Source organism: Pseudoalteromonas shioyasakiensis, assembly GCF_001550135.1.
Taxonomy (GTDB): Bacteria; Pseudomonadota; Gammaproteobacteria; order Enterobacterales; family Alteromonadaceae; genus Pseudoalteromonas; species Pseudoalteromonas shioyasakiensis.
In genome coordinates, this window is record NZ_LRUE01000002.1 from 40118 (window position 1) to 65298 (window position 25181).

The following is a 25181-nucleotide window of genomic DNA, read 5'->3' on the forward strand; positions in this document are numbered from 1 at the left end:
AGGCTTAGGTAAAACCTAAGCCTTTTTCTTTTCGATTAAAAACTATTGTTTGGTACCCATATCCTTGGTGACACCATCGATAGCGATATTTTTAATACCCTCATCGTCGAACTTAATAACAACACTGATGTTGTTGCGGGCAAAAAAGTAGTCTCGATTATCAAGGCTGATAACATAATCACCTTTGACTGAATCGCTGAATTTGCGCTTTTCGAGTTTTAGGGTGTGATCAGCAATTTGCCAGTTGAAGCCTTCAATAAAGCCATTATTAAATTCCTGAACCCATACCTGTTGCTCGTCTTTGCTGAGTGTAATCGCCACAGAATATGACTCAGGTAATGACATATCATAGCTTTTATCACCAATAGTGAACTTTTCAGCATCTTGTTGCCAAGCAAAGCCAAATTTAAAGGCTTTTTCAACACCCGTTGGGTACTTTAAGGTTCCATCCCCAGCAAAGTTAAAATCTGCAAAGGCAGAGCTGGTAAATAAACTGGCTGAAAACAGAGTGACCAAACTAAATAATTTCATTAGGTTATTCTTTTTTTATACTAATATATGCACAGATTAGAGCAGAATATTCGCCTTAGCAATACGCTGTGATACACTTTGTGCATCATCAACTGGTTAGACCTTTACCGTGAACCTCTATTTTCGACTAATACTGCTGTTTTTTAAAATTAAACGTAATCGTGATTATCAACAATTGTTAGACACGATTGATATTGAATTCAAAGCGTTACCGACCGATTGCGATATTAACTTCCATCTGACTAATTCTCGCTACTTAGCAATGATGGACCTTGCCCGTACTTGGATGACTGAGCGAGTAGGCTTGTTAAAGCACATAATGAAGCGCCGCTGGTTTCCAATCGTTAATGCAACTGCAATTACCTATATTCGCGATATTAAGCCAATGCAAAAGTACACAGTTAGCACTCGCTTGGTTGGCTGGGACCATAAATACTTTTACATTGAGCAAAAGTTTCACTCAGAAAGAGGTTTGCATGCAATTGCTTATGTGCGTGGTGTATTTAAACGTAAAAAAGGTGTTGTGAGCGTTGAAGAGATGCTTGAAGTTGCGGGCTTTAGCGGAGTTGCACCTATTTTGCCAGCAGAAGTGATGCACTGGAAAGAAATGTTAGAGCAAAAGAAGCTCACTAATAAGTGATACCTAAGATTAGCTAAAAAAAATGCCAGCTAAGCTGGCATTTTATGGCTTTAAACACAGTTTACTCTGCTGCGCAAACTGCTTCACTAACAAACGTTAAATCGTTTACGTGTGCCGGACCATCCATCACGAATGTCGCTTCAGCGGTGTTTTGATCTAAGGTGTAGATTTTTGCATTCTCGCCGCTTTCTCTACCTGAAATATAAATTGTACCGTCATCAGCAATCGCAATACCTGACGCCCAATTAACACCGTGCTCACCGATCCGGGTTAATTCAAGGTTACCTTCGTCCACAGTGTAAAGTGCTTGACCTGTTAACACGTAAAGTACGTTGTAATCACTTGAATAAGCGATGTCGCCGTCTGCAAATGTATCGCCTTCATACGATAGTTTACCTAATACCGTTTTTTCACCTGTAGTTAGGTCAAAATCATACATGTATGTTTTGCTTGTCGCACGTAAAGACAGACCATCCGCAGTCACTGTTGAGCGATAAATTGGGAATGATGTCGCATCTGCAACTTCAGCTTGCGTATCAGTGGCTAAATCTAGGCTATAGATTTTTGACGCTTTGCTGCTTTTATCAAGTTGCTCCATGAAATAAAGCACACCGTCATTGCTAGCAATATTTGATGCTGTATTGCTCAGGCCAGCAACTACAGTTACAGCGCTTGATTCTGGATTGAAGTGATATACATAGCCTTCAGTTTCAGAGCCAAAGTTATTAATACCGTATAAACCGGTTACAACTGCACATGGTGCCGGAATTTCAGTCACTACGACGTTATCGATGAATGCACCTACTGAATCAGATGTCCCCGCGCCTGCAAAGCTTAACACTGAGCTTGCGCTGTCAGCCTCAACTGTAAAGCTGTATTTAGTCCAGCCTTTTGTGCTGCTGTTGACAACGGCTAATGATTCACCATTCCAGAAAACTTCTGCTTTATTTGTTTGTTCATTGCCTGTTACACGTGCAGAATAGTAAAAGCTCACTTCATATTGATTCCCAGCAGTCGTCGCAATTGCTTGCGAAATACTGTAGTTGGCTGTTGAATCAAGCTCAATGAGTTGCTCACCATCTTGTGCAGGAATAATTCCAAGTTTATTGGTTTGAATTTCAAATTTAGCGTTAGTGCTACGAGTCCAACCAGGTATTACATCAAATAACTGCCATTGACCATTGTGAGCGGTCACTGTATCTGTATTTTCAAATGATCCGTTTTCTACTAAATTTGTGCCAGCCATTGCGATCGTTGATGCAATAGCTAAAGGTAAAATTGCTAGTTTAGTAACCAAGCTTTTCATGACACTCTCCGTTAGGTGATTAACATAAAATTAATATTGAATAGTATAATTTTACTGCTTTAAATGGCTTTTGTTCAATTAAGGAACAAGCCGGATTTGCGGTGATTTTACGTTTAATCGTTTAACTTTATGATTTGTAAAAGCTTGTTTTTTGATCGGAAATTTCTGATTTTTCAAGATTTTTTTATAGCTCAAAAAAACCAAACCCGTAAGTATTGGGGTTTGGTCTTGGGTCTAACCATAAAGTTAGTCTTGATTTGACTTGTTCGCGAACCATCCAGACTTTTGATTGCGACTAAGTTTACCGAGTAGCTTAATCGCTTTTTCTAGAGTGATACGCTGATCTGCAATATCGCGATAAATTTGGTTTGCGCGCTTTTTCCGTTTTACTGCAGCACCGGCATCTAAAAATGATTCAATTAGTTGATTGAAGTATTTCACAAGTAAGGCTTGTTGTTGCTCCTGCTTTTGGTTTGATTCATCTTCTTCAAGTTTTTCTAACAGGCTAGATATTTCAGCCTGGCAAAACTCATTTTGCGCAAGGTGAGTTTTCTTTAAAGTTGCTAAATGTTGTTTCATATAGTCTATTTCAATGAGATTGAACGAAACAATCATATTTAAGTTTGTAAGTGCGGTACGAAACTCTTTAGCTGAACACTGTTCAGTAAATAAGTGGCGAATGGTTTGATGTATTTTCTGCCACTGTTGCCATGCGTACACGTAGTTTAAACCCGCACCTTTTATGTTTTGCATACCTACAATAACCTGATGTGTATTTGGCAGAGCTAAATCGGCGGTTGAAATAGTAAGTTCATCGGCAGATAAATTGCTGTTTTCATGGACTGTTATTTTAGACTTAGTAATAGTTAATAGGCGCTCTTTTATTTCATTTGCATTTTCAGCTATGTTTTCTTGTAAAGCAGCAAGCGCATTTCGTTGAAAGTGGTGGCGGAAATAACTCAAAATAACACCTACTTGTGAGTCTAAAATATCTCCGAGAATTTCTTTTACGCAGGCTTTATTGAGTGTCCCTTCACTCAGCGACATTAATTTATCTGCATTAGTTTGCCCATATGCATGGACAAAGCGGGCATGAAGCTGCTCTGCAGTTAATAAGTTAAGTTGTACCGATAGGCTTTCAAGTTCTTCAATATCATTATTTTCAATGAGCTTATCAATTCGCTCTGTTAATGCATTTATAAAATAACTATAAAAGCCATCTACATTAGTACCTATCACTACAATTCGGTCAAACCTTAAGTCATGGCTCAAAATATTAGCGAATACTTTCGAGCGAGCGACACGATCATTACGGTTATTAATTAATGCAATGACTTGTGTCTTAGGGCAATCATTGAGCTCATAAAGGCTGAGTCTGCGCCAATTCTCAAGCGTTGCTAAGCGCTCATTTGCCGACATACTATTTACAAAAGACTGCTCTATAGAACCTATTGGTGCCCGAGGAAACTGTTGTAATACGCCGATGTCAGGAATAATTCGCGCAGAGGTTTCTTTAAATACATAATCTTTGCTGAGGCCAATGTGTTTGGCCATTTTACAAACTAAGGCAATATTTGCAGGATGCTCTTGATATGGATAAAGGGCTCGAATATCTTCGGTAATTTGTAGGCCGTCAGCCCAATGAACCTGAATTAAATTTGAATTCTTTTGCTTCGCATTCGCCTCAAGTATAGGGGCCATGTTTTGCTCGCTGGTGAATACTAAGCTGTTTTCACCAATAAAATGGCTTGTTTCATTAGCAACATCGATACCTGTTGGTCCTAAAATGTCTTCATGATCCGGGTAGGCGTTAGTGATAGTTGAAAAGCTATCTTGCATCCAGTTGCGCAAAATTCTGACATAACGCGGAGTTAAGCCCATGCATTCCCATAAAAAAACATCCGCATTAACATTTTTGGCAAAATGTAAAACGTCACTTTGTTCCCAAATACTGGCTTTATCAAAGGGTCTAAATAGAGGGATTTCGAACTGTTCACCACTGGCTCGGGCATAGATCATGGTCGCTTCACAGCCTGTGGTTTTACTAACAACTTTTAACGTGAGGCTACTAAAAAGTGCGGCTTTTAAACGCTCAGTTCCTGACTTTCCTCGCGTTCCCCAACCACCAATTGAAACCGGAATGTGTGCTCTATCAGACTTTATTTGACGACTTATTTTCAAATGCCTTGCCCAAAAGTAGGCGATAAAGCTGAGCACAAAGAATATAAGCTGGCCTATGCTATTTTGGTAAATTGAATAAGCATACTCTTTAAAGCTTGACCATAGATTAAACAGAAATGGTGTAATTGCGAGTTTGTTATATAAACTACTGATACTTGTTTCTACCGGGAAGTTTGTATCAAGTACGCTACCATACGGCTGAAAATCAAGTGTAAACCCTTTACTTTTTAATATCTCTAAAAACTGTTTTTGTTCAACTTCTGAGCCATTTCTCAGCTCGTTTAATTTTTCATAGTTAAACGATATCCAGCTATAGCAGTAAAGCCTTTTAAATAGGCTCTTCGGTGGGGTCACTATGAGAATACCATCCGGTGTATAGGTTTTTGCTGGCGTTTTTAGGTTGTCTTGAGAAAGGCTGCTCAAAAGAAAGTCGAGTAATGGCAAGTGTTCACGAGCACTAAATTGCTGTTCATCAAAGCGTGGTTCGCCAGGGACTTCTGTTTGACTAATTTCAGCCACTGTACTACTAGGTACATGCATAAATGCACTTGGTTTTCTTGCATGCATGTGGTTAAAACTCTGGCGTTTATCAGTACTCGGCGTTTTGAATTCATGCCAAAGTCGCCAAAAACGAAAGCCTCGCTTGTAGCCATATTGTACTTGCCATGATTTCTTTCGCGCACTGACATTGTAGGCTTCATAATTTTGCGCTTGATTACTTAATAACCTGCCGAGTAACTGCTCATTCCAATCAGCTAAATCTAGATTTTTGTGGGCGCTCAGGTCAACTTCAAGTTGTGCTACTTGCTGCTGGTGCATAAAGCTGACAAGTTGTTCTCGTACACGGCTGATAATGCGACGAATAGCGAGGCTTGGCTCATCTTCTAGGCGCTGATTTAAAAATTCCACAAATGATTTAAATAAACTATTAGCTTGCTGCTCTGTATGGCAATCCACTTGCAGGTTAAACATAATGCGAGGACTTAACTCGAGTAATAAGCGCTTTTCAGCAAAGCTAGCCGTTGCTATTAATTGTTGTTGCCAAACTTTGAATCCTTGCTGATGCTCACTGAAACGTGGATCGGCTAATTGCTTAATCAGAGTTAACCTAACAGCCTGTTGAGTCTCATTTTGTAAGCCCTCTAAAATAAGCTGTTGAGAGCATGGCCATGGCAATACAGCACATTGCTCATAGACACTTTGCCTTACTCTTGGGTAGCGATGTTTGGCGAGTAAAAATAATAGTTTAATGTTAACCTCACTGAGGTTAAGCTGTTTGCTAAGAATGCCAGCAAAGGCACTGAGTAAAAATAACTGCCTTCGGTCAATTTGCTCATTTTCAGGTAGCTCTAAATCAATATGAGAGCGCATATAGTAGCGTGTGAATGTTGGCCTTAAATTAATTAAAATTTCTAAGATATCGACTTTTGCAGCATGCGGGGTTGTTATTTTTTCAAGAGACTGCAGTAAGTTTTCTACTAATTCGGCATTAAACTCAGGATCATCTACATATTCACTTATTAGCTGCACTTGATTTGCCAAAGCGCGAAAAATTGAGTTGCGAATGGCTTCATTGTCAGTTTTTTCTAATAACGACAAGAAAAAGCTTTCTAAATTTAGAGTCAGCCATGATTGCGCAATTTCGTCAGCGTGGCTACGTAAATAGCGGTTCGCTAAATCCCCAAGTTTACCAATTAAAAATTTCAGTGATTGTTCAAGCTCAGAGGTTTTATCTTGATAGCGATTAATCATCGCACCTTCATCAAACCAGCGCTGAAAAGCCTCTTGATCTTTTTTTAGCTGCAGTCGGTCTGCCCCTAAAATGTATGCGTAATCAAGAATGTGAAACTCTCGTTCTGCTTTTAACTCTGCATGGCTTAAGCGCTCTACAAAACGGCGATGGTCGGTATCAAGTTTAAGCAACTGATTCTGCAAGGTTTCAATCTTGTGAGTAAGGAAAGCAATCGCTTGTAATAAAAGCCAGTCATCTTCATCGTCATCGTCAGGTTGATTTTTTATCAGCTCCCATTGGCTTAATTCATCAACAAGTTCATGATACTTCTGACGGTATAAGTCTAGCCAAAAACTAGCTATATCAGCAAATAGCAAGGTTTCTAGGCGTTGTTTAAGTTGTTTACTGCTCATAATCACTGTGCTCTAGCAAATGGTTAAGTTGAAGTGCAGGGAAAATAATTTCATCATGAGCAAAAGGTGCAAAGCCGGTGTGCTGGTTATTACCTGATGAAAACTCGAGACTAATATTATGATTGTTCCAGACCCAGTCTTGCTGCCAGCTTAGTTTCAGCCAGCCATTTGTAAAACTGCCTAAATTGACTTGTTTTTGCCACGCAAAGCGAGTGATGTATTGCCATGTGGCTGTAGCTCTATGCTCATCGGCAAAGCGATAGTAGCTATCTAAACCAACTTGAAAAATGTGGCCACGATAATACTGATTCCAGCTTGAGTTGAAACGTAAGTAGTCTAGGCTTATCCAGTCATCGTTAGAGCCAGAGGAAACACCAAAGTTAAGGTAGTTATCAACCCAAGGTTGATAACGGTACTGGTAATAACTCAACCAGCCAGATGCATGATTTTCACGGTAGAAGTTGAAAACGCTCGAGTTTAGTTGCTCATCTGCTAAGTAATCATCAAGGTCTGCGCTGCTATAGCGAATGTAAGGCGTTACTTGCCATTGGTGACGGTGTACAGTATCGCGCTGCCAAGACTGACCAATACTGATACTTGCATCTAATGCATACTGTAAGTCAAAACTATCATGGCTTGGCTGCCAACGTGAGTTGATTTGCGTGTCGATATACCATGGGCTGTTTTCATCTTGCCAAGAATGGTAACCATTTAGGGCAAAAATATCAGCCTGGCTATCGCTCATAGAGTAATAGCCCTCTAATTGATACCAGTGATTATCATCATTGAGGCGTAAGCGGGCACCTATATCTATTTCTTCACGGGCAGGTATATCTTCGGCACTTTGGAAAATTGTTTGTTGATCGTAGCGAATAAATCCCTGCCAATTTAATTCGTCACTATGTAGGTTTATCTGCTCATTGATAATAGAAGGCTTTTCTGGCGCTTGATAAGTGACTAGTTCAGGCAACAGGGTTTTTGCCTGTGAGTAAGGTGAAATTTTATTGCTTTGCTCACTTAGCTGCCAGCTATACAAACGAACGTATTGTAATTTATCTGCAGTCACTTCAACCTTACCCGCAGGGTGGAAGAAACGCCTTTCTGTTCGCTTAAATTCATTCATCTGTTCTAACTTAATGAGTCTGTCAGCAGGTAATTTGGCCATTAAAGGCGTATCAGGTGTCACTGTGTAAAAGAGTAACGTTGTCGGCAGCTCTAGGTGTTGCCAGCGACCTGCAATATATTGTTCAGCTTCAATTGTTAGGTGCTGCGATAGATACGGGTTCAGCCACCTGACAGAAATGATGTTGTTATCCAATTCACGTTTGTTAAATGTGAAAGGAATGCTTTGCTGCTCTGTGACTGACCAGATCTTTTGATCATTTGCTAATTGCAATGACAGGTTAGCAACATTTGCACGAGCCAATTCAGCAGTAGAAAAGTTAAATTTAAAGCGAATTTGTTGCCCTTCAGTTTGTGCTAAATCAATGTTTAATGTGTGGAATGGGCGCAGCAGTATGCCTTTATTGGAGCCTGCCTGTGTATTAAGCAATGTAAAACGATCTGCAAAGCTACTTTGTGCTGTACTTTGCATGTCAAATAATCGCGTACCAGCAAAGTCGAGCAAACTATCTAATGGCTGCCATTGACCATAACTTTCTATTCTGTTTTGTAAAAAGGTCGATTTAGCATCCGCACCTAAGGTTTCTAAGCGCTGAAGAAGTTGTGTGTATTGGTTATTGGTAATGCGCTTTTTACTAAGTAAATAAAGCCCATTTAATAAAAGTTCGGCTTGTGTAGCGTCTGCAGAGTAGATAAGCGACATAATATCATTTGATGGGGATTTATTTGCGGCGTCAGACACATAATCGAACTGACTAAATAAAGAGTCTGGAATGAAGCTCACATCAAGATAACTCGTATGGTCAGCTGTTATTTTCAGCGCTTCACCAGCTTTAAGGCGAATTACTAGTGTGGCTGCAATTGAGGCCGCTTGTTGGTTTTTAACAAACAAAGTAGTTGCGGGGATATCACTAAAAATAGGCATGAGTTTATGCTGATATTGACTCTCAGCCATAAGCCAAGCGGTTTGATACTCACCGTTCTGCTTGGCTGCTGTGCGAGCCTTAATAACTAAATTAATAGGTGTTTGGGCTGTAAATTGCCATGGCATTGTTTGTGTGATGACAGTATTTTGAGATTTCCCCTGGCTGTTAATAAAGGTTTCTTGCATACCTGCTTTTACTAAATAACGCGCTTCATCAATGAAGGGAGGGGCACTGAGAGTTTGATAGTTAAGCGCTTTAAAGCTTTCAGACACTTTAGTTGGCACAGTTGATGAGTGAGCCAGCCACGCAGCCAAACGATGTTTTTGCTGTTTTACCGCTAAATCAATCAAAACTGGCGGGCACTCATTTATGGTTGTTAAGTTACCTGCACACAGTGCAAATAGTTTAATATCTTGACGTTCTGTTTGATAACTATCAATCAAGGCTTTTGCTGCAAATTGCTTCAGCTCTAATTGCTGTGTACTTTTGTATAGGCCTTCTAAATAACTATTGGCTAAGTGGAACTGTTGCTGTTTACGTAAAATTGCGACTCTAAGTTGCCAAGCTTGTTTAGCAATCGTTGTATTCGCATTTTGGGTCAGAGGTTTTAAAAATGCTAAGGCATCGAGAGGGGCGCTATTAGCTAAGTCTTTCGCTGTTAATAATGATTGTTCGGCATTAAATGCAGAGACGTTTTTACGTGCTGGCGCGTAGGGCTCGATGGCCGCTAAATAATCAGCATGTTGTTTGTATAGGTCATCTGCAATCAGTTTTGATATCGCAGGGCTAATATTCTTAGCATTAACTGCTTGTTGATATATCACTTCGTCGCTGGGCAGATCAGCAAGCGTTCTTGCATACAGCGCAAACTCAACTTTATTTGATTGACTACTTAAGCTTTGAATTGTTAATGACTGACTGCTCAGTGGCACAGAGATAAATAATGTTTGAAAGTCATTTGTTGCTTTTAGGTTTACTAACCAACTATTTTCACCTGCAGATAGTTTCAATTGGCTGTCTTTAGTGCTCCTTGCAATTAAAGTTAACCGAGGTGTTGCACGTTTTTCACTAGATAAATCAAATAGCTGTGCAGATTGGCTTAAAGTGGCTATAAGGCGGAGCTGTTGATTTATACGTGGATAAAACTGATCGTCTACTAAGCGTTGCTCAACGAGTTCAGTAACCATACTATTTTGAGACTCAACTGCGTTCAAAGTGCGATAACTACCCTTAAGCTGAGATTGCCCAGTCATCATAGATAGCAAGTTGGTACGGCGTTTTAGGGCAAGTGAGTTATTTGCTTTAAATACATCATCACTAAACACTTGCAATGAGTGGTCGCGATAAACCGCTGTAATTGCATCATCAGCGATTTGATACCAGTAGGGTAACAGTAATTTTTCTTGTTCTTTTTCTGCTGCCTTATCATCATAAATTGCGCGGTGACTTTGCTCCAGTTTGATAAATGCATCGGTTTTACTTTTTATCGTTAAGTATTGTCCGGCAGCGATAGCTAGGTACTCAGTATTTTCAAGGCCTAGCGACTGTTCTTTATATTCTAAGGCTTGGCTATTAATGGTATTGATTTTAGCAATCAGTTGTTTATCGACATACGCATAGATAACGCCTTTTTCATCAGGCTGTTGCATATTTTGGCGAACAGATAATTTAAGCTTTTTTGCTGCCGAGAAAAACAAGGTGACTTCGTCATCTTTGCTTAGTTGATAATAACGTTCACCGCCATTGCGGTTTTTAGTTACAACTGAGGGCTTAGCAAGCGACAAGGCTCGTCTAAAGCTATCTACATTTTGTGGTATATGACCAATCATAGCGCTGAACGTGGCACCCTCATCTAGGTGATTTTGGATGGCGACAATTCGGTTATGGCCCAAAGCGGGGAGTTGGCATCGCTTCGTATCGCATAATAAATCGCGATGCACTTGTAGGCGTTGTTGTATGTATTGCGTATTCCCCGCACTAATAATGAATTTATTAAGAAGCTCAGGGTCAATGTCTAGCCAATGTCCTTTAGGAAGCCAAAGATAGCGATGTTGCTTGGCACTAAAGCTCATATCTTGGCTGGTGGTATAGGGCGCGAGCTTTGGCGAAGTTTGCAGCCAAATTGCGGGCTCAAGAACACCTCTATTTGTATCAACAGCGTATGCAGGCTGCATTGAAAGTAGCAGTAAAATAATAGCAATTATGAGATAAGGCATTGGTTAAACAACTTAAATAGCTGGTTATTAGAAACTAATCGCTCACGCAACTGGCGACTTAACTCGATATGGAAAAACTGACTGTTCTTAGGAGCCAGCGATGCAAGAATATTGGTGGTGCCTCCAAGTTCTTTAACATCAAGGCCATAAACCATAGCTGTAATATCTAGCTGTTCATTTAAACAGGCTGTGATTGCAATCGTCCGCTTGCTAGGTATTGCATGACCATTACTTATAATTGCATCAGCTTTTTTACCCTCTGGAGTCTTCCTTTTTTCTTTTGCGTAACCATGGATCTGATAAATCGAAAATGACTCAACATGTTCAGAGTATGCAAGAATAAAGGCATTACTCGCGCTTGGTTTATACTTACCAAAGTCAATAAGTTCTCCATGCTCATCACGGTCGCTGCGGTGTTTAGTGTTGCTTAAAAATACTTGGCAGTGTGCATATAGTGCCTTTGCAATAGTATGTGTGTGTTTGTCATAAAAGCGATGTGGTGCATAAGCAATGCACTTTTCACCTTGCTGTTTATAATGAATTTCACCACCGGAATTTAAAGATTCATTTGCAAATAGAGCACCTTGGTTGGCATTAAAGTGTGTGGGAGTCTGTTGCTGATCAACAAGCCATAACTTTAAGCTCAAGGTAAGCTCATTTAAACTAGGTGTTGCGTGGCATGTAGATACAAAGAGCCAAACTATAATCATCATTATTTTAGTTTTCATGGTTCCACCACCTTACTTTTTGCTCCTGCAAAGGATATTCCTCAAGTATAGAAACCCACACCGTGTCAGTTGTTTGCAGTGTTAGGGAATGTAACTCAGCAATGTCATTAGTGATTGTTTGAGTAACGCTAGGATAGCTTGTTAACTGACTATTTTTTGGGTGAATTAAAAAAGCATCGAGTAATGCCGATTGATGTAGCATAAAGCGTTGTTTAGCGATGCTGTATTCACTGGTCAGCCCTGCTTTGTAGTCGGCATTTTGTGTAAGCGATAACTCTACAGGTTCGCTGCTATTTGCACGAAACACTTTAAATACTAAGCTCATCGGGCGCTGTTGCTTTGTGAAATCAAGTGTCAAAGGGGTATTTTTATCAAGCTGGTAAATGCGTTGCTTTATCCATGGGCGATCTCCATACCAATTTTGGTAAATAGTTTTCGCCTGTGACTGTAATTGTTGTAATGCCTCGACCGATAGCTCAGACACCGCGACTTCTTTGCTGCTTTTGTTAGTTAAGCGATAAACTAAACTATTGTCCTCAGAGTCGTCATAAGGTGAATAGTTATTTTTGTTATATAAGCCAAAGTTAAAAACCTGAGGAGGTAACTTCGGCATAAAATAGCGATCAGGACTTAACACTAAAGCGACATTTGATAATGGCAGCTTTGCAAAGAGCTCTTTAGATTGATAAAAAGTTGTCACTAAATCCGGCTCTTTTGGCGGAGTAAAAGTACGGATATTAGTAAAATGTGCTAGCTGCGTTAACTCATAATGATTTGCAGCTCTTTGTTCATACCAAGCGGCAATATCGTAAAAACCATTGATTGGCTCAGGTAGATATTGATGAGAAATTGTTCGTTGATAATTGAAATCTGCTAACCGAGATTTTAATCGAACGTAGACATCTTTTTCAGCGATAATTTTCAGATGATGAGCATTATCTGGGGTACGTAAATAGTAACTATTTAGCATACCGACACGCTGTCTTTGAGTTGTATCGGTGATCAATCGGTCGAAGTCTGACACTTCACCTTTTAAAGTCACGGTGTAATCTTCTATTGCTAGGTTACGTTCATCATAAATAACCACGTTAAGCTGACTACTTTGCAATGCACGAACGTCAATATTGAGATTACTATTTGGCTCTATATCAAAATCTACACTGGCAAATTCGTTCACCAAATAGCTGCCTGCATAACTCGTTAAAATTGGTGTGCTTGACGCTGTTCGCCAATTAGTCAGTAATGGTTCTTCACTACAAATGGTGACTAGGCCTGGATCAATAAGCTCTGTTTTATAGCTATTTTTGCTATCGGTTGGAGATACACTAATTGGTATTGGCGCCTTGAACTGATGCTTATCATACCAAGTTAGCGATGGTAATAGCTGCTCTGAGTTAACGGCGAAAATAAGGCTGTCAGTCACATCAAGTGTAATACTGGCACAAAGGCCAAGTTCAGTGTAATAAGCGCCTAAGTCATGCTGCTGCATGCTAAAGTCATATGTAGTGACATTGTAAGGCAGAGTTTCATACAAAATGTCAGATTTAAAGTCGATACCAGGGATCCCTTGAGGTGCAATTTTTTGCCACCAAAATGCCATCGCATTACTAATTTCAGCGCTGGTTAGTGTGTTTTCACCCATAGTTAAATAGTCAGTGGCACGTCTTCGCCTTTCTAGAGGGCGTTTAAGCCAACTGTTGAGTGGGTCGATATTTTGCTCAGGAGTTTTTGCATGAACACGGACAACCACGCCTTGTAGTGATTTTTCTTCTGGGATCAGCGTTAAATCAAGGCTTTTGGCATTTGGATAATGAGTGATTGGCAAATAAAAAGACTGCCCAGAAGCAACGTTTAGTGATTGTTTATTCTCTATTATTTGTTTGATCTGTTGTTCTTCACTATTGTTAACTAGCTTTGAAGCGTGATGGTAAATTTTATCTAAAATCACATTACCTTTATCGTCATAAAGAACGTATTTAATTGCGTAATTGACCGGTAATTCAAGAAACACAGATTGGTCAAACACGGCATTCGAGAGAATTCGTAAAGAATGAGTTCGCTGATTAGAAAATGTAAATCTCAGTGGCTTTTCGCTACTTAACCACTGTACATTAGATCGCGTTTCGGTATTGCTACGTGCATCCACGGGCTCTGCTGAGTCTAGCCACACTAAAAAGCTGCGCCCTCCAAAAAATATAGCGAAAAGTAATGTCAAAATAAGTAATAGGGCGAATAAGCGTTTAATTAAATACACGCTGACCTCCTCCCATTAGCAGGTTAAATGCTTTTACATCAATCAGTTGATTGTTTGTCGGGTTATAGATCGCAAGGATGTTATTGTTCTGCTTTATCATTAGTGCGAATTTATCAAGGTGTTCCAGCTTGATGGTTTGTAAACTACAAGCGGGGATTTGGAGGCAAAAATCTCGCAATGATGTGAGACGCTGATTAGCGACATAGTTATTTACAAGGGTTTGTAGCTGTTGGTTCTTGTTAACATCCAACGGTTGCCAGTTAAATGGTGATAGAGTGGCAAGGTTTATTACCTTAACCTTAGAGTTACTCGAAATGGCTAATAAACGCTGTAATACACTACTTTGATCCATCGAAAACTGTTGTTTAAAGTCTGAAGCGAGCCACAAGGTTGCCAGCTCACTATTGGCATTAAACTGCTGGTAACCGGATTGCGGAGAGCTACCAATCTCGAGACCGCGAGTGGCTTGTTGCCCCATGACTGTTTGATAATTGACACCTAACGCATTGAGTTTATTATCAATTTGCTTCATTAATGGAATCGCAGTATCGCTTATTTGTGTTGTTGAGAATGCGATTGCATTTGGACGTATCCATGAAGGTGCGCTATGGCTGCGAATTTGAATATTCAAGCTAGGCTGGTTTTGTGTAAATCGTAAGAAGCTTTGGTGAATAATATTGAATAAAGAATCAACATTATCTGCAGCTAATACATTTGCTTGTGGATGTGCATAAGGGTGCGCTCCTGCAACGAGTAGGTTAGCAGCGTTCGACTTAGCAAATAACTCACTGGCAAAGCTTAACGTATTACTTTCAAATAAAGGTCTAGGGACACTTAAGGTAATTGCTTCGTGCTCGGTCAAATTAAATAGGAATATGCCTTGGCCTTGTTGTAATGCAGCAGGAGTATCTAGCGGGCTCAGCAGTAAATAACGGCCACTGTTGTTTTTCACAAGCCTTAATTGATAGCTCAAAAGCTGCGCGGTGCCATTAATTTGTTTTAGCTGATTTAGCATATCTTCAGTCAGAGCATCATTACCAATGCGAGCAATCAGCTTGTAAAGTGGCGTTAAGACTTCAAACTCCCAAAGTGCGACCTGACTATTAGAAAGTGGTTGATAGTCAAAACTGCCTTTTTTGCTTATGTGAGTCGAATAAATATCAACTATTTGATTAATTTCTTCATTTAATTCATTCAACTGTAGATTACTGTAATTGAAATTATCACGGTATATACTAGCTAAAATATTGGTGTAATTATCACCATCTAAAAACATTTCGAACATTGAACCAGTAAAGCTTGAAGAAGGTAGGCTGCTATTCGTTGCCGTGCCAAAAAAGGTTGTTTCACTGCCAACAAAATCATGTAGCTCGCGCTGACTTACTGAGCTTGGTAATTGGTTATAGATCCAATATTGGCTTTTTGCATGTGTTGTTTTATCTGAAAACAAAGTAGCAGTATGGCGATTGGCCTGTCGAATTTGCAATATCTCTGTACCTTCTAATGCAGAGATAAACGCCTGATAAAATGGGCTTTGCTGGTTTTCTTTCGCTAAGGTCTTTTGTGGCGTTTTACTTGTACCAAATACCAAAGCTTTACTTTGTAGCTGTTCGAAAATTAGGGCCGCAGAATCACTGGCTAAACTTTCAGTAATTGGAAATGGCACGGTGACTAATAAAGGAGTTTTAGGTTGTTTGTTTAAAACAAACAGTCCGCGTTGCCTATCTTCAATTGTATCAATCAGATAAATATAGTTTTCATCACCTTGCAGTAAAAAGCCAATGCTAGAAAATAAAGCTGAGAGCTCAGTGATATCTTGCTGTTTAATAATTGCCTTATTAAGCTGATAAACAGCATACTTAAACTCAGCAACGGCTTGATTTGCTTTATAACTACTTACACTAACTTTATTACTACGACTGGTATAAAGGTAACTTTTATACTGACTAACTTGCTGATTAAGCGTAATAACATGCTGAGTTTCAGTTTCGGGTTTAAGGTTCGGCTTAGATAGTATCGAAGGAATTAGCATAACAATAAAGCCAACGATAATGGCAAGTACACCACCCACTATCGAAGTTTGTAATGTTGCTCTGACGACAAGACCTAAGGCGTTTTTTTGATAAATCTTTAAAGCAAGCAAGGTCGCTAACATATAACCAAACGCGAAAGTATCGGTCACTTTTATGGCAGGGAAATACCAGACCACAATGTAGTTAAGAGTTAGTTTATAAATAAAGCCGATAGTGAAGAACAGCATCAATAATCTGGCACCTTCAATATTGGCGTGTCTAAGCCTAGTAAAATGAATAAGTGACCCGCCAACGGCCAAAATAATGGCTGTTTCAGCAAATGAAGTTAGTAATTTACTCGGTTGAGTAAGTTGAAGGGCAAGAAGTGCTGGTAGCATGATACCGTTAAACTCCCAGCCGTACTTAATATTCGCCCGAGAGGCAAGAAAAGCGGTAATAACTAGGATAATATATGCTTTGGGAGCCGCAATAATCGACGCAGCTACTGCTTCGTACATAATACCCAAGTTAGCAATACTAAAGTTTGTGAAAGGCATGAGCACAAAACGTACGAGAATAAAGGTAATAAGTAACTGAATAAAGGTTACTTTTAAGCCATATTTAAAGCCTCCGTTCCACATTACATTAGCTGTTAAAGCGATAATGATAAGACCAAGAGAGTAGAGCTGTGAAGCATAATCAAAGGTGATATCCCAGCGACTTAATTGGTTTGCAATTAACGGCCAAAACAAGGTATCCATACATACTCGAACTAGGATACTTATCAATATGATGGCAAAAAAACGATCACGACCAAACATTTGGCTATAGCCAAATTTTTCCATCATATAATGTGCGCTGAAACGCATTAAGGCATATACAACAATAGCTTCAATGATAATAACTGCCGCAGAGGTCGGACTAATTATCAACAAAGGAACGATATAACCGGGTACTACAAGGCCTGTTAATGGAAAGCCGAAGCGCAAGTTAAGTAAGCATACAACTGCAGTGCCTACCCAAACTGTTGTAATAACAGATTGACCAAGGCCACTACCTGCAGGGAAGAGTGCTAACACAAAATCCATTAACCTTGCCCCTCATTACGAGCTACATGGTTATCGATAAATTCAAATAATATACCTGATACTTGAAAAGGCTCACCGGATGCCGCTTGTGAGCTGTCAGTGTGTAGGGCTTTAATGTTTAAGGTATAGTCTTGTTCGCCAAACTTAGCTGGTAAGGCTACTTCTGCTTTGTTTAGAGTGATATAACGCAATTTCCCTTTAGCAATTTCAGCGTCTAAATCACAGCTCTTGCAAAGTAGGTCTAGTGCCGTCATTTCAAAAATAGCAAGTTGGTGCTGCTTGGCAAATTGTTCGAGGGATGCGTTTGTTTGAATTACTTGACCAAACAAATTAAATAAAACAGTGGCAGAGCGGGTGTGATTAAACACCATTTCTAAGGTTGTTAGCTTTTGCTCCATTTCATTAATAGATTGTTTAACCTGCTCACTAATCGGCTCATGTAGCTTTAAGGTTAGCAATTGATTTAATAAGCTATTGTTACTCGCTTGAGTCGTTTTAAATATATGATAATGGAAAAGTAATTCAGCAACTTGCGCTGCGAATTTATTGACGTTTTTTTCAAACGCTTGCTGATTGAAGTATTTGTTGGGGATAACAGATAGTGCCCAAAAGCCGCGGACGTCACCGGCATAAACCAAGGGTGCCATAAATTCGATTTCACCTTCTTTAATATGTGTAAAGAAGGGGCGGGTAATTTGTACAACCCCTAATGATTTTAATGCTTTGCTGTAAGGAGTGCGCTTGTAATCACGTCGCATCTCTTGAATATCATCTAAATTACAATTAATCGCACGAATCTCAACAACACGATGATCATCCTCTTTTCGGGCAAGGAAAATTGATTTTTCTAAGTCTAGCTGCTGGCTAATTAATTGAATGATTGGATCCCACGGCGAGGCTTGCTCAATAAAGCTTTGTGGGATAAAACGGCCCATCATTTTTTGCTGAATATTGTTCACAACAGTGTTCAGCTCGTTATCTTCAGACATCTTTCGAACAACAATCACCCAAAATAAGGTGATAAATGTCAATACTATGTATTGTCCGATTGGGATGAAAAGTTGATTAAGTTCAATGAAAAAATAGCCCAATAAGCACCATAGCAACACGCTATTTAAGGCAATAATAAAAGAATATATGAGCGACAGTTTTTGAAAGCTAAAAAGCAGTACAAAAACAAGCGCAAGCTCAATAAAAATAGTCAGTAAGCTATTTAGTTGTTTTACAGTCGTTTGTTTATCAATACTGTCAGCGAGATAGGCTATCAGTAATAAAGGATCATTTAAGCCGTCGACTTTTGGGGCGTGAATAAAGACATTAAAAGCGGCAGCTTTTTGACCAATGATAATAATCTTATTTTCAAGTTGCTCACTCATTACGTCAACATTTAGCACCCGTTCAGCACTAAATTTTGGCAGCGCAGTGACAGCTAAATCAAAGTCAATAAGTTGAACGTGTTCTGAATCATAATTAAATATCTGCTGCCAAATACTTTTGCATTCAAGCTCATTTGATTGAGGAATGCGCATTTGGTAAGTGGCCCAATTATCAATTTGTGGTACGCAATATTCTCCCTCAGCGTATGGGTAATAGACATTTTCTAGTTTTGGTGCGACTAATGTTTCATTAGCCAGCACTACAATCGCGCGAGGTTGATATTCAACCAATTTTTCAACAAGTTGCTGGTGGTTGTCTGTTAAGCGGTCGCTGGTAATAAGTACAACATTAGTTTGTTGAGTGTGGCTTAGTGACTCTAAATTTTGATATAAAAAAGCATTGCTCGCCTGAAAGAGGTTGAACACATTACTTAACAAGACCACACAAAATAAGCTTAAAGTAAGCCAAAATGCGCGCAAGTTTTTTAAACGCAACAATTGTTGAACAGCAGACACATCTCCTCCTTAATCAAGTAATGTGAACGTAATTTTTACACTCGTATCATCACTTGCTGAGATTTTTAAAAAGTCAAAACCGTGCATTTTCTCGGTTTGCCATAGTCCATTATCTGAGCTGATAGCATCTTGCCAGCTAATTAGTGCAACATTATCTAAGCGAGAGATTGCTTCACCTGTACTTGGTGCATAATGTCTAAATTGCAGTTTCACACCTCTTGGTGGAAGTTCTTTTGGTCCTAAAGTGAACTCATCTGACGGTAAACTAAAGTCATGACTAAATGCATGCCATGCTTGGTCACCGCCTTCACTTACATCTATTTTATGTTGTGAAAAAGTAAGATCGTCTATTTCGGTTGTATAACTTAATAGAGCATCAATTTTTCCACCATTTTCTGATTGTAAATAACCATAAAATGAGAAGTCTTTACTCAGAAGTGGATCGCCATTTTCATCTGTTAGTTCCATCACTCGCATTGTATGTCTAAACGGTATTATCGATGGCGTATTATCGAACTCGTCACGACTTGAGCACAGTGCTTGAATGCCAGCATAAGGTTGGTCTGTACATGGAAAAACGCTGTCACTGGTGTGATCCCAGCGGCTTACTTCAAACGCCTCGCTGTCGTTATCCCAATCTTCAAAATCACCAAACACCATTATGTCGCGGCCGAAGACCATACTACTGAGTTCGCCACTGGTTACTTCGATCTCTGATACGAATGCGGCTGATGAAGGGGCGTATTGTCGCAAGTCAATAATGTCACTATTGCTATTTACCTCAATAGTGACGTCTGTCGTGCTCTTTGTTGCCTGATTTTGACTAAAATAGACTTCACCATAATTATCACGAGGAATTAAAGTGATATTGTCATCAGAAAACTCAGCAAGGCGTCTTAATAAGTAGTGAGTTAAAAAACCGGTTGTAAAGCGCGGTTTATAATCTTCAACAAAAATAGGATAAGCAAAAGCCCGGTTGACGGTTTGCGTTTCCGTGTTTAAATCAATCATCACAGCAACACCGAGTAAGGTATCAAGGCGAGGTTGGTCAAATACGAAGTTACCAAGACCGAGTACAGCAGGAATATCGTTATAGACAGCAAAGCCTTGCGCTACATGGGGGTGGTGAGCAATAAGGAGATCTGTATTTTGCTTTGATAATGCTTCAAACCGGCTGCCAATATAGCTTGAAGGAGAATAGGTGTATTCATCACCACCATGCATTTGGGCAATGATAAATTGTGAAGAATCCTGCTCTTCTAGTGAAGATTTAACTGTATCCGAGTTGGTTAAATTTGCAGCCCCGCCTTTTTCAGTATCAGCAATGTAGCTGTATTCGTGTTCTGTCCCTGTGATTGAAGTGGCGGCAAAAAGCACGAGCGTTACATCTTCAAGTGTTTTACTCACTGTGGTCATTGCTTGGGTTTCATCAAGTCCTGCACCGCTATGTAGTAAGCCAGCATTGCTTACTTCAATGAGGGTATCTTCTAAGCCGGATTGCAAGTAATCGTAGATATGGTTATTACCAAGACCAACATAATCTATGCCTATCTCAGTTAGCCCTTGTAGTGAGTCAGGTAGACTAAAAAAGCTAAACTCTTTGGTTGGATGGACGGTTGCTGGATTAGTCGTCACTGGCGACTCTAAATTAACAGACGCAAAGTCAGCATTTTCAAATAGGGCTGCTACATCAGCAGTAATTGCAATGCTGTCTGGCCCTGCTGTATCTGGATGGATCAAGGCATCAGTTACATCGGGAATAGACGTGCCCATGGTTTTTAAATTGGGATCTAAGTAACGACGGCCAAACATGGTATCGCCAGCAAATAAGAGGCTTTTACTGCTCGATGCTTTAGTTTGGAGTTGAACTGTCGTTGTCGATGAGTCTGGTTGATTAACGACAATACTTGCACGCGGAAAATATCCGGTTTGCTCAATCATAATCGCATGATTGCCATAAGCAAGGTTACTAACACTTATAGTTCCATCGCTATCAGACTGATAGCTTTGCCCAGCTAAGGTAACACTGATATTGCTTAGAGGTGTTTGATTTTCATCGGTGATCGTAAAAGAAATATTTGCACTACCAGCAAGCAGCTTTTCGCGATCGCTGATTGCGACCTGCGTTTGCTCATCTGGTTTATCTTCGTTCGGGTCTTTTACTTTACATGCAGTGAAGTTAAGACACGTAAGCAGAACTAAAGAATTAAAAAATATTTTCAACTAACGCCCCTCGTTATCACGCAATTTACATTCTATACGTCAAAATTATTATGGTTATTTTATAATTGCTGGCTAATAGGGACAACAATTGACCAGCTCTGAAAATTCAGATATTGCATGCTCTTGGGCATATTATCGATGATATTTTGTACTGGTGACTTAATAACCAATGATAAAGGTGTAGCTTAAGTTTTAAGTGTAGTTCAAATTTATTGGTTGGCAGAATTTGTCTTAAAATTTAGACAAATAGCAATTTGGTATTAGGAAATGAATGGAAATAAAAAAGGCCAATAAATGGCCTTTTTGTGCGTATGGGCTTTCACAAAATGAAAGTTAGAATTTGTATTTAACACCGAACATAGCAACAACTGGGTCGATTTCTACAGTTGAAGTTAACGCTTTTGCGCCGTCAGCATAAACAGTTGCATCTGTATCGATGTCGATTAGTGAAACCATGCCATGTAGGCCCCAGTTTTCACTCATCATGTAGTTAAAACCAGCTTGAGCTGCAAAGCCAAATGAATCATCTAGTTTAACTTCTACATCGTCAGTGCCTAGTGTTGCTTTTAGTGCAGCTGAAGGCTCTTCATCAAAGAAAACAGTATAGTTTACGCCTACACCCACAAATGGACGGAACTTATAAGTTGAGTCTAAAAAGTGGTACTGCGCTAAAAGTGTTGGTGGTAAATGTTTGATTTTCGCAATTTTGTTACCTGCTAAACCACCTGCACCTTGAACATCATGACTAAAAGGTGTTGCTGCTACTAATTCAATTACCCAATTGTCATCAAGCGCATAATCTACAGTAATACCTAGCTGAGTATCATCATCTGCACGTAGACCTAACGTTGGTGCTTCATTGATTTTTGAGCTGTCGTTATCAGGGTTTACATTAATTGCACCTACGTTCACGCTTAAGTTTGCGTTTGCAACAGGAGAGAGTGCTAATAGTGAAGTAAGTAATGCAATGCTTAATTTAGTTTTCATGTTGTTCTCCGCGAACTACTTGTCTTATTTGGTTGAGGCTATTATTACTAACTTGAAGCGGACAAAACCTGTTCTAGATCAAAGTTTCAAAAATGTTTGAACTAAGTGAAGCCATTTATTGATTTAGATTAAGTTTTTAAACAGGTACAGCAAAAAAAAGATTGACTCTTATTGACTCTATATTCAGTTACGGCTGGTAAACTAACGGTGTTATTTGCTTTTTAGGTGTTTTTCATGGCTGATCCTCAGCACTTATTTCTTCATGGCTCGATTTCAAAAGCGTTACTTAAATTAGGTATCCCGATCATCTTAATCAATATTTTGCAGTCTGCTTATCAGTTGACCGATGCATTTTGGGTAGGGCGCTTAGGGGCAGAACAAGTGGCTGCCGTTTCTGTCAGTATGCCAGTTACCTTTTTAGTGATTGCTATTGGCTCTGGTTTGGCAATGGCGGGCGCTATTTTATCCGCTCAATATATGGGAGCTGGTCAGCAAGATAAGGTAAACCATGTTGCTGCCCAAACTATGTTAATGGTGACAATTACCGCAACCATACTTGGTTTAATAGGCTATGTGCTTTCTCCTTACTTTTTGACTTTATTAGGTGTTGAAGATCAAGTGTTTGGTGATGCGCTTAAATTTATGCATGTATCTTTTATTGGCGTTGTGTTTGTATTTATTTATGCCATGTTTCAAGCCTTAATGCGTGGCATAGGACAAACCAAGGTACCGCTTTATATTGTAAGCGCTACTGTATTACTCAATTTTGTGCTCGACCCTTTACTGATTTTTGGTTTTGGTGACTTTGCTGGATTTGGCGTAATGGGGGCTGCACTAGCCACACTAATCACGCAAAGCTTAGCGGCTGCAATCGGGGTATGGGTGTTTTTACGAGGCCGTCACGGCATCCAACTGAAACTCTCTAGCTTTAAACCAGACTGGCAATATATGAAACAAGCCTTCTTTTTAGGGGCTCCTGGCTCGGTTGAACTCTCTGCACGAGCTTTTGGTTTAATCATTATGTCGTTTTTGGTGGCAAGCTTTGGTACACATACCATTGCCTCTTATGGTGTTGGTTCTAATATTTTACAAATGGTGATGATCCCTGCAATGGGTCTTTCAATGGCTGTTTCAACCTTGGTTGGTCAAAACATGGGGGCGGGAAATCCACAGCGTGCAGCACAAATAACACGGTTAGCCTCGCTTTGGGGGTTACTAGGCCTAACATTAGTGGGCGTTGTAGCTTATCTGTTTGCTGAATACTTTGTGGCTTTTTTCATTCCTGATGATGAGTCTGTGATTGTCGGTGGTGCAGAGTTCATTCGCGTTATGTGTTTAACTTGGGGCGGAATAGGTGTACAGCTTTGTGTGGTTGCTGCATTTAGGTCTTCAGGAAACATGCTTAATGCAATGGTTGTGTCACTACTTTCGCAATGTGTTATTCAATTTCCTGCAGCGTATATTTTATCTAAGCATACCTCACTTGGACCACAGGGCATATGGTATTCCTTTGCTATTACAAATGTGCTTGTGGCGATCATTACTTATCTTTGGTTCGCAGCTGGTCGTTGGCAACGAACACAATTAACCAAAGAAGACAAAGACATTGCCAAGGTAACCCAAGAAACCCTCATCGAAGAAGGAAATCATTAATTTAAGTTTCACACTGTGGTCATAAACTCTCGTTGTAATAACCTAAGCTTTCTAACTGACTAGGGTTATTATGAGTTTGGTATCAAATGCAGAGTTAGCAACGCACCTTTCGGTGCAATCTGAGGTGGTTGAAACATTACAAACCTTGCTCCGATTTAAATCGGTAACGCCCGCTCAAGCTGGTGCAATTGATTGGCTTGAAGGTAACTTAAGCCAGCTCGGCTTTGACTGTGAAGTATTTAGCTTTAATCATGTTACTAATTTAATTGCTAAAATCACCTTTGGTGAAGGCCCTATCGTTGCTTTTTCTGGTCATATTGATGTGGTCCCTGCTGCAAAAGGTGATTGGCGAGTTGATCCTTTTAGTGGCGAGATAGTCGATGGCAGTGTCTATGGCCGCGGCGCAGCAGATATGAAAGGCGGTGTTGCAGCTATGCTTTGCGCAACAAAACGCTTTTTAGCGCAAAAGAGCAATAAACGCGGCACATTTTACTGGTTAATAACCTCAGATGAAGAGGGCGAGGCTGAATACGGTTCATTATTGATTGCTGAGCGTCTAGCCAAACAAGGTGTTGTGCTTGATGGTTGCCTAGTTGGCGAGCCGACGAGTCATTTGCATGTGGGTGATACTATTAAAAATGGCAGAAGAGGCGCTTTGTCTGCACGATTATCTATTCAAGGTAAAGCAGGGCATGTTGCCTATCCTGAAAACACCTTAAACGCAGCGCATTTAAGTGCAGAGGTTGTGAAGCGCCTAACGGCAATTAGCTGGCACAAAGATGAAGCCAGTTCGGCTACAACACTGCAAGTGACCGGAATAAATATAGCTAATGTGGTCGATAATCTTGTTCCTGCTCAATGTGAGATCACGTTTAACGTGCGTTATAGTCATGGCTATAAAAGTAAAGACGTTAAAGAAGAAATTCAGTTTGCATTGGCAGATTTAGCATCGCAGCTAACGCTTGTTTGGGAACGCCCATGCGAATCATTTTATACCCTGCATCAAGCCAGCAATTGCTTATTGCAGCAGCTTGAACAAGCTGTGCATGAAATCACGGGCAGCTTTCCTATGCTTAGTACCAGTGGTGGCACATCAGATGGTCGCTTTTTTGCTAATGAGCACACGCAAGTGATTGAATGTGGCGTGCGAAACCATACCATTCATCAAGTTAATGAGCATGTTCCTATCGCAGATTTAAAAACTATTGAGCAAATATATTTAGCTGCACTTAGAAATATCTTTAATTAAAAAGAAAAAGCCGGCGAGCGTGCCGGCT

General features: G+C 39.9%; 13 protein-coding genes. 3 read left to right on the forward strand and 10 right to left on the reverse strand.

What is annotated here, in order from left to right; genetic code table 11:
* Window positions 1–42: 42 nt before the first annotated feature.
* The gene (locus PASHI_RS00845; RefSeq protein ID WP_062564268.1) at window positions 43–531 is read right to left on the reverse strand and encodes a hypothetical protein; all 489 of its coding nucleotides are present in this window, start codon (window positions 529–531) and stop codon (window positions 43–45) included.
* A gap of 109 nt (window positions 532–640) precedes the next feature.
* Here PASHI_RS00845 and PASHI_RS00850 point away from each other — a divergent pair, with 109 nt between their 5' ends.
* The gene (locus PASHI_RS00850; protein ID WP_054561929.1) at window positions 641–1171 is read left to right on the forward strand and encodes a thioesterase family protein; all 531 of its coding nucleotides are present in this window, start codon (window positions 641–643) and stop codon (window positions 1169–1171) included.
* 61 nt (window positions 1172–1232) lie between these two features.
* Here PASHI_RS00850 and PASHI_RS00855 read toward each other — a convergent pair whose 3' ends face one another.
* The 9 genes from PASHI_RS00855 to PASHI_RS00895 all read right to left on the reverse strand — a co-directional run bounded on the left by PASHI_RS00855 (window position 1233) and on the right by PASHI_RS00895 (window position 22251).
* Window positions 1233–2477: a DUF642 domain-containing protein gene (locus PASHI_RS00855; protein WP_062564269.1), complete on the reverse strand. Its 1245-nt coding sequence runs from the start codon at window positions 2475–2477 to the stop codon at window positions 1233–1235.
* Window positions 2478–2723: 246 nt separating this feature from the next.
* On the reverse strand, window positions 2724–6803 hold the full coding sequence (locus tag PASHI_RS00860; protein WP_062564270.1) for a hypothetical protein: 4080 nt from the start codon (window positions 6801–6803) through the stop codon (window positions 2724–2726).
* The gene (locus PASHI_RS00865; protein ID WP_062564271.1) at window positions 6793–11067 is read right to left on the reverse strand and encodes a hypothetical protein; all 4275 of its coding nucleotides are present in this window, start codon (window positions 11065–11067) and stop codon (window positions 6793–6795) included. Before PASHI_RS00865 ends, PASHI_RS00860 begins: the two co-directional genes overlap by 11 nt.
* The gene (locus PASHI_RS00870) at window positions 11052–11795 is read right to left on the reverse strand and encodes a hypothetical protein (protein ID WP_062564272.1); all 744 of its coding nucleotides are present in this window, start codon (window positions 11793–11795) and stop codon (window positions 11052–11054) included. Before PASHI_RS00870 ends, PASHI_RS00865 begins: the two co-directional genes overlap by 16 nt.
* Window positions 11785–14049, reverse strand: coding sequence for a hypothetical protein (locus PASHI_RS00875; RefSeq protein ID WP_062564273.1), 2265 nt, complete (start codon window positions 14047–14049; stop codon window positions 11785–11787). Before PASHI_RS00875 ends, PASHI_RS00870 begins: the two co-directional genes overlap by 11 nt.
* Complete coding sequence (locus PASHI_RS00880; RefSeq protein WP_062564274.1) at window positions 14036–17149, reverse strand: poly-gamma-glutamate biosynthesis protein PgsC/CapC; 3114 nt, start codon at window positions 17147–17149, stop codon at window positions 14036–14038. Before PASHI_RS00880 ends, PASHI_RS00875 begins: the two co-directional genes overlap by 14 nt.
* Window positions 17149–19041, reverse strand: a complete 1893-nt coding sequence (locus tag PASHI_RS00885) for a CHASE2 domain-containing protein (protein WP_062564275.1) — start codon at window positions 19039–19041, stop codon at window positions 17149–17151. The genes PASHI_RS00880 and PASHI_RS00885 overlap by 1 nt, the downstream gene beginning before the upstream one ends.
* A gap of 9 nt (window positions 19042–19050) precedes the next feature.
* The gene (locus PASHI_RS00890; protein ID WP_062564276.1) at window positions 19051–21264 is read right to left on the reverse strand and encodes a CapA family protein; all 2214 of its coding nucleotides are present in this window, start codon (window positions 21262–21264) and stop codon (window positions 19051–19053) included.
* Window positions 21265–21597: 333 nt separating this feature from the next.
* A complete protein-coding gene (locus PASHI_RS00895; RefSeq protein WP_054561921.1) occupies window positions 21598–22251 on the reverse strand; it encodes an OmpW/AlkL family protein in 654 nt (217 codons plus the stop codon).
* Between the two features lie 234 nt (window positions 22252–22485).
* On the opposite strand from PASHI_RS00895, the gene PASHI_RS00900 reads away from it, so the two are divergent.
* Together PASHI_RS00900 and dapE are read left to right on the forward strand one after the other, a co-directional pair.
* Window positions 22486–23904, forward strand: a complete 1419-nt coding sequence (locus PASHI_RS00900) for an MATE family efflux transporter (protein WP_062564277.1) — start codon at window positions 22486–22488, stop codon at window positions 23902–23904.
* A 70-nt stretch (window positions 23905–23974) separates the two neighbouring features.
* On the forward strand, window positions 23975–25153 hold the full coding sequence (dapE, locus tag PASHI_RS00905) for a succinyl-diaminopimelate desuccinylase (RefSeq protein ID WP_062564278.1): 1179 nt from the start codon (window positions 23975–23977) through the stop codon (window positions 25151–25153).
* The last annotated feature ends 28 nt before the right edge of the window (window positions 25154–25181 follow it).

Excerpts from the sequence above, each read along its gene's own strand:
- PASHI_RS00845 (WP_062564268.1), bottom strand. The coding sequence starts at position 531 with ATGAAATTATTTAGTTTGGTCACTCTGTTTTCAGCCAGTTTATTTACC.
- PASHI_RS00855 (WP_062564269.1), bottom strand. The coding sequence starts at position 2,477 with ATGAAAAGCTTGGTTACTAAACTAGCAATTTTACCTTTAGCTATTGCA.
- PASHI_RS00860 (WP_062564270.1), bottom strand. The coding sequence starts at position 6,803 with ATGAGCAGTAAACAACTTAAACAACGCCTAGAAACCTTGCTATTTGCT.
- PASHI_RS00865 (WP_062564271.1), bottom strand. The coding sequence starts at position 11,067 with ATGCCTTATCTCATAATTGCTATTATTTTACTGCTACTTTCAATGCAG.
- PASHI_RS00870 (WP_062564272.1), bottom strand. The coding sequence starts at position 11,795 with ATGAAAACTAAAATAATGATGATTATAGTTTGGCTCTTTGTATCTACA.
- PASHI_RS00880 (WP_062564274.1), bottom strand. The coding sequence starts at position 17,149 with ATGGATTTTGTGTTAGCACTCTTCCCTGCAGGTAGTGGCCTTGGTCAA.
- PASHI_RS00895 (WP_054561921.1), bottom strand. The coding sequence starts at position 22,251 with ATGAAAACTAAATTAAGCATTGCATTACTTACTTCACTATTAGCACTC.
- PASHI_RS00900 (WP_062564277.1), top strand. The coding sequence starts at position 22,486 with ATGGCTGATCCTCAGCACTTATTTCTTCATGGCTCGATTTCAAAAGCG.
- dapE (WP_062564278.1), top strand. The coding sequence starts at position 23,975 with ATGAGTTTGGTATCAAATGCAGAGTTAGCAACGCACCTTTCGGTGCAA.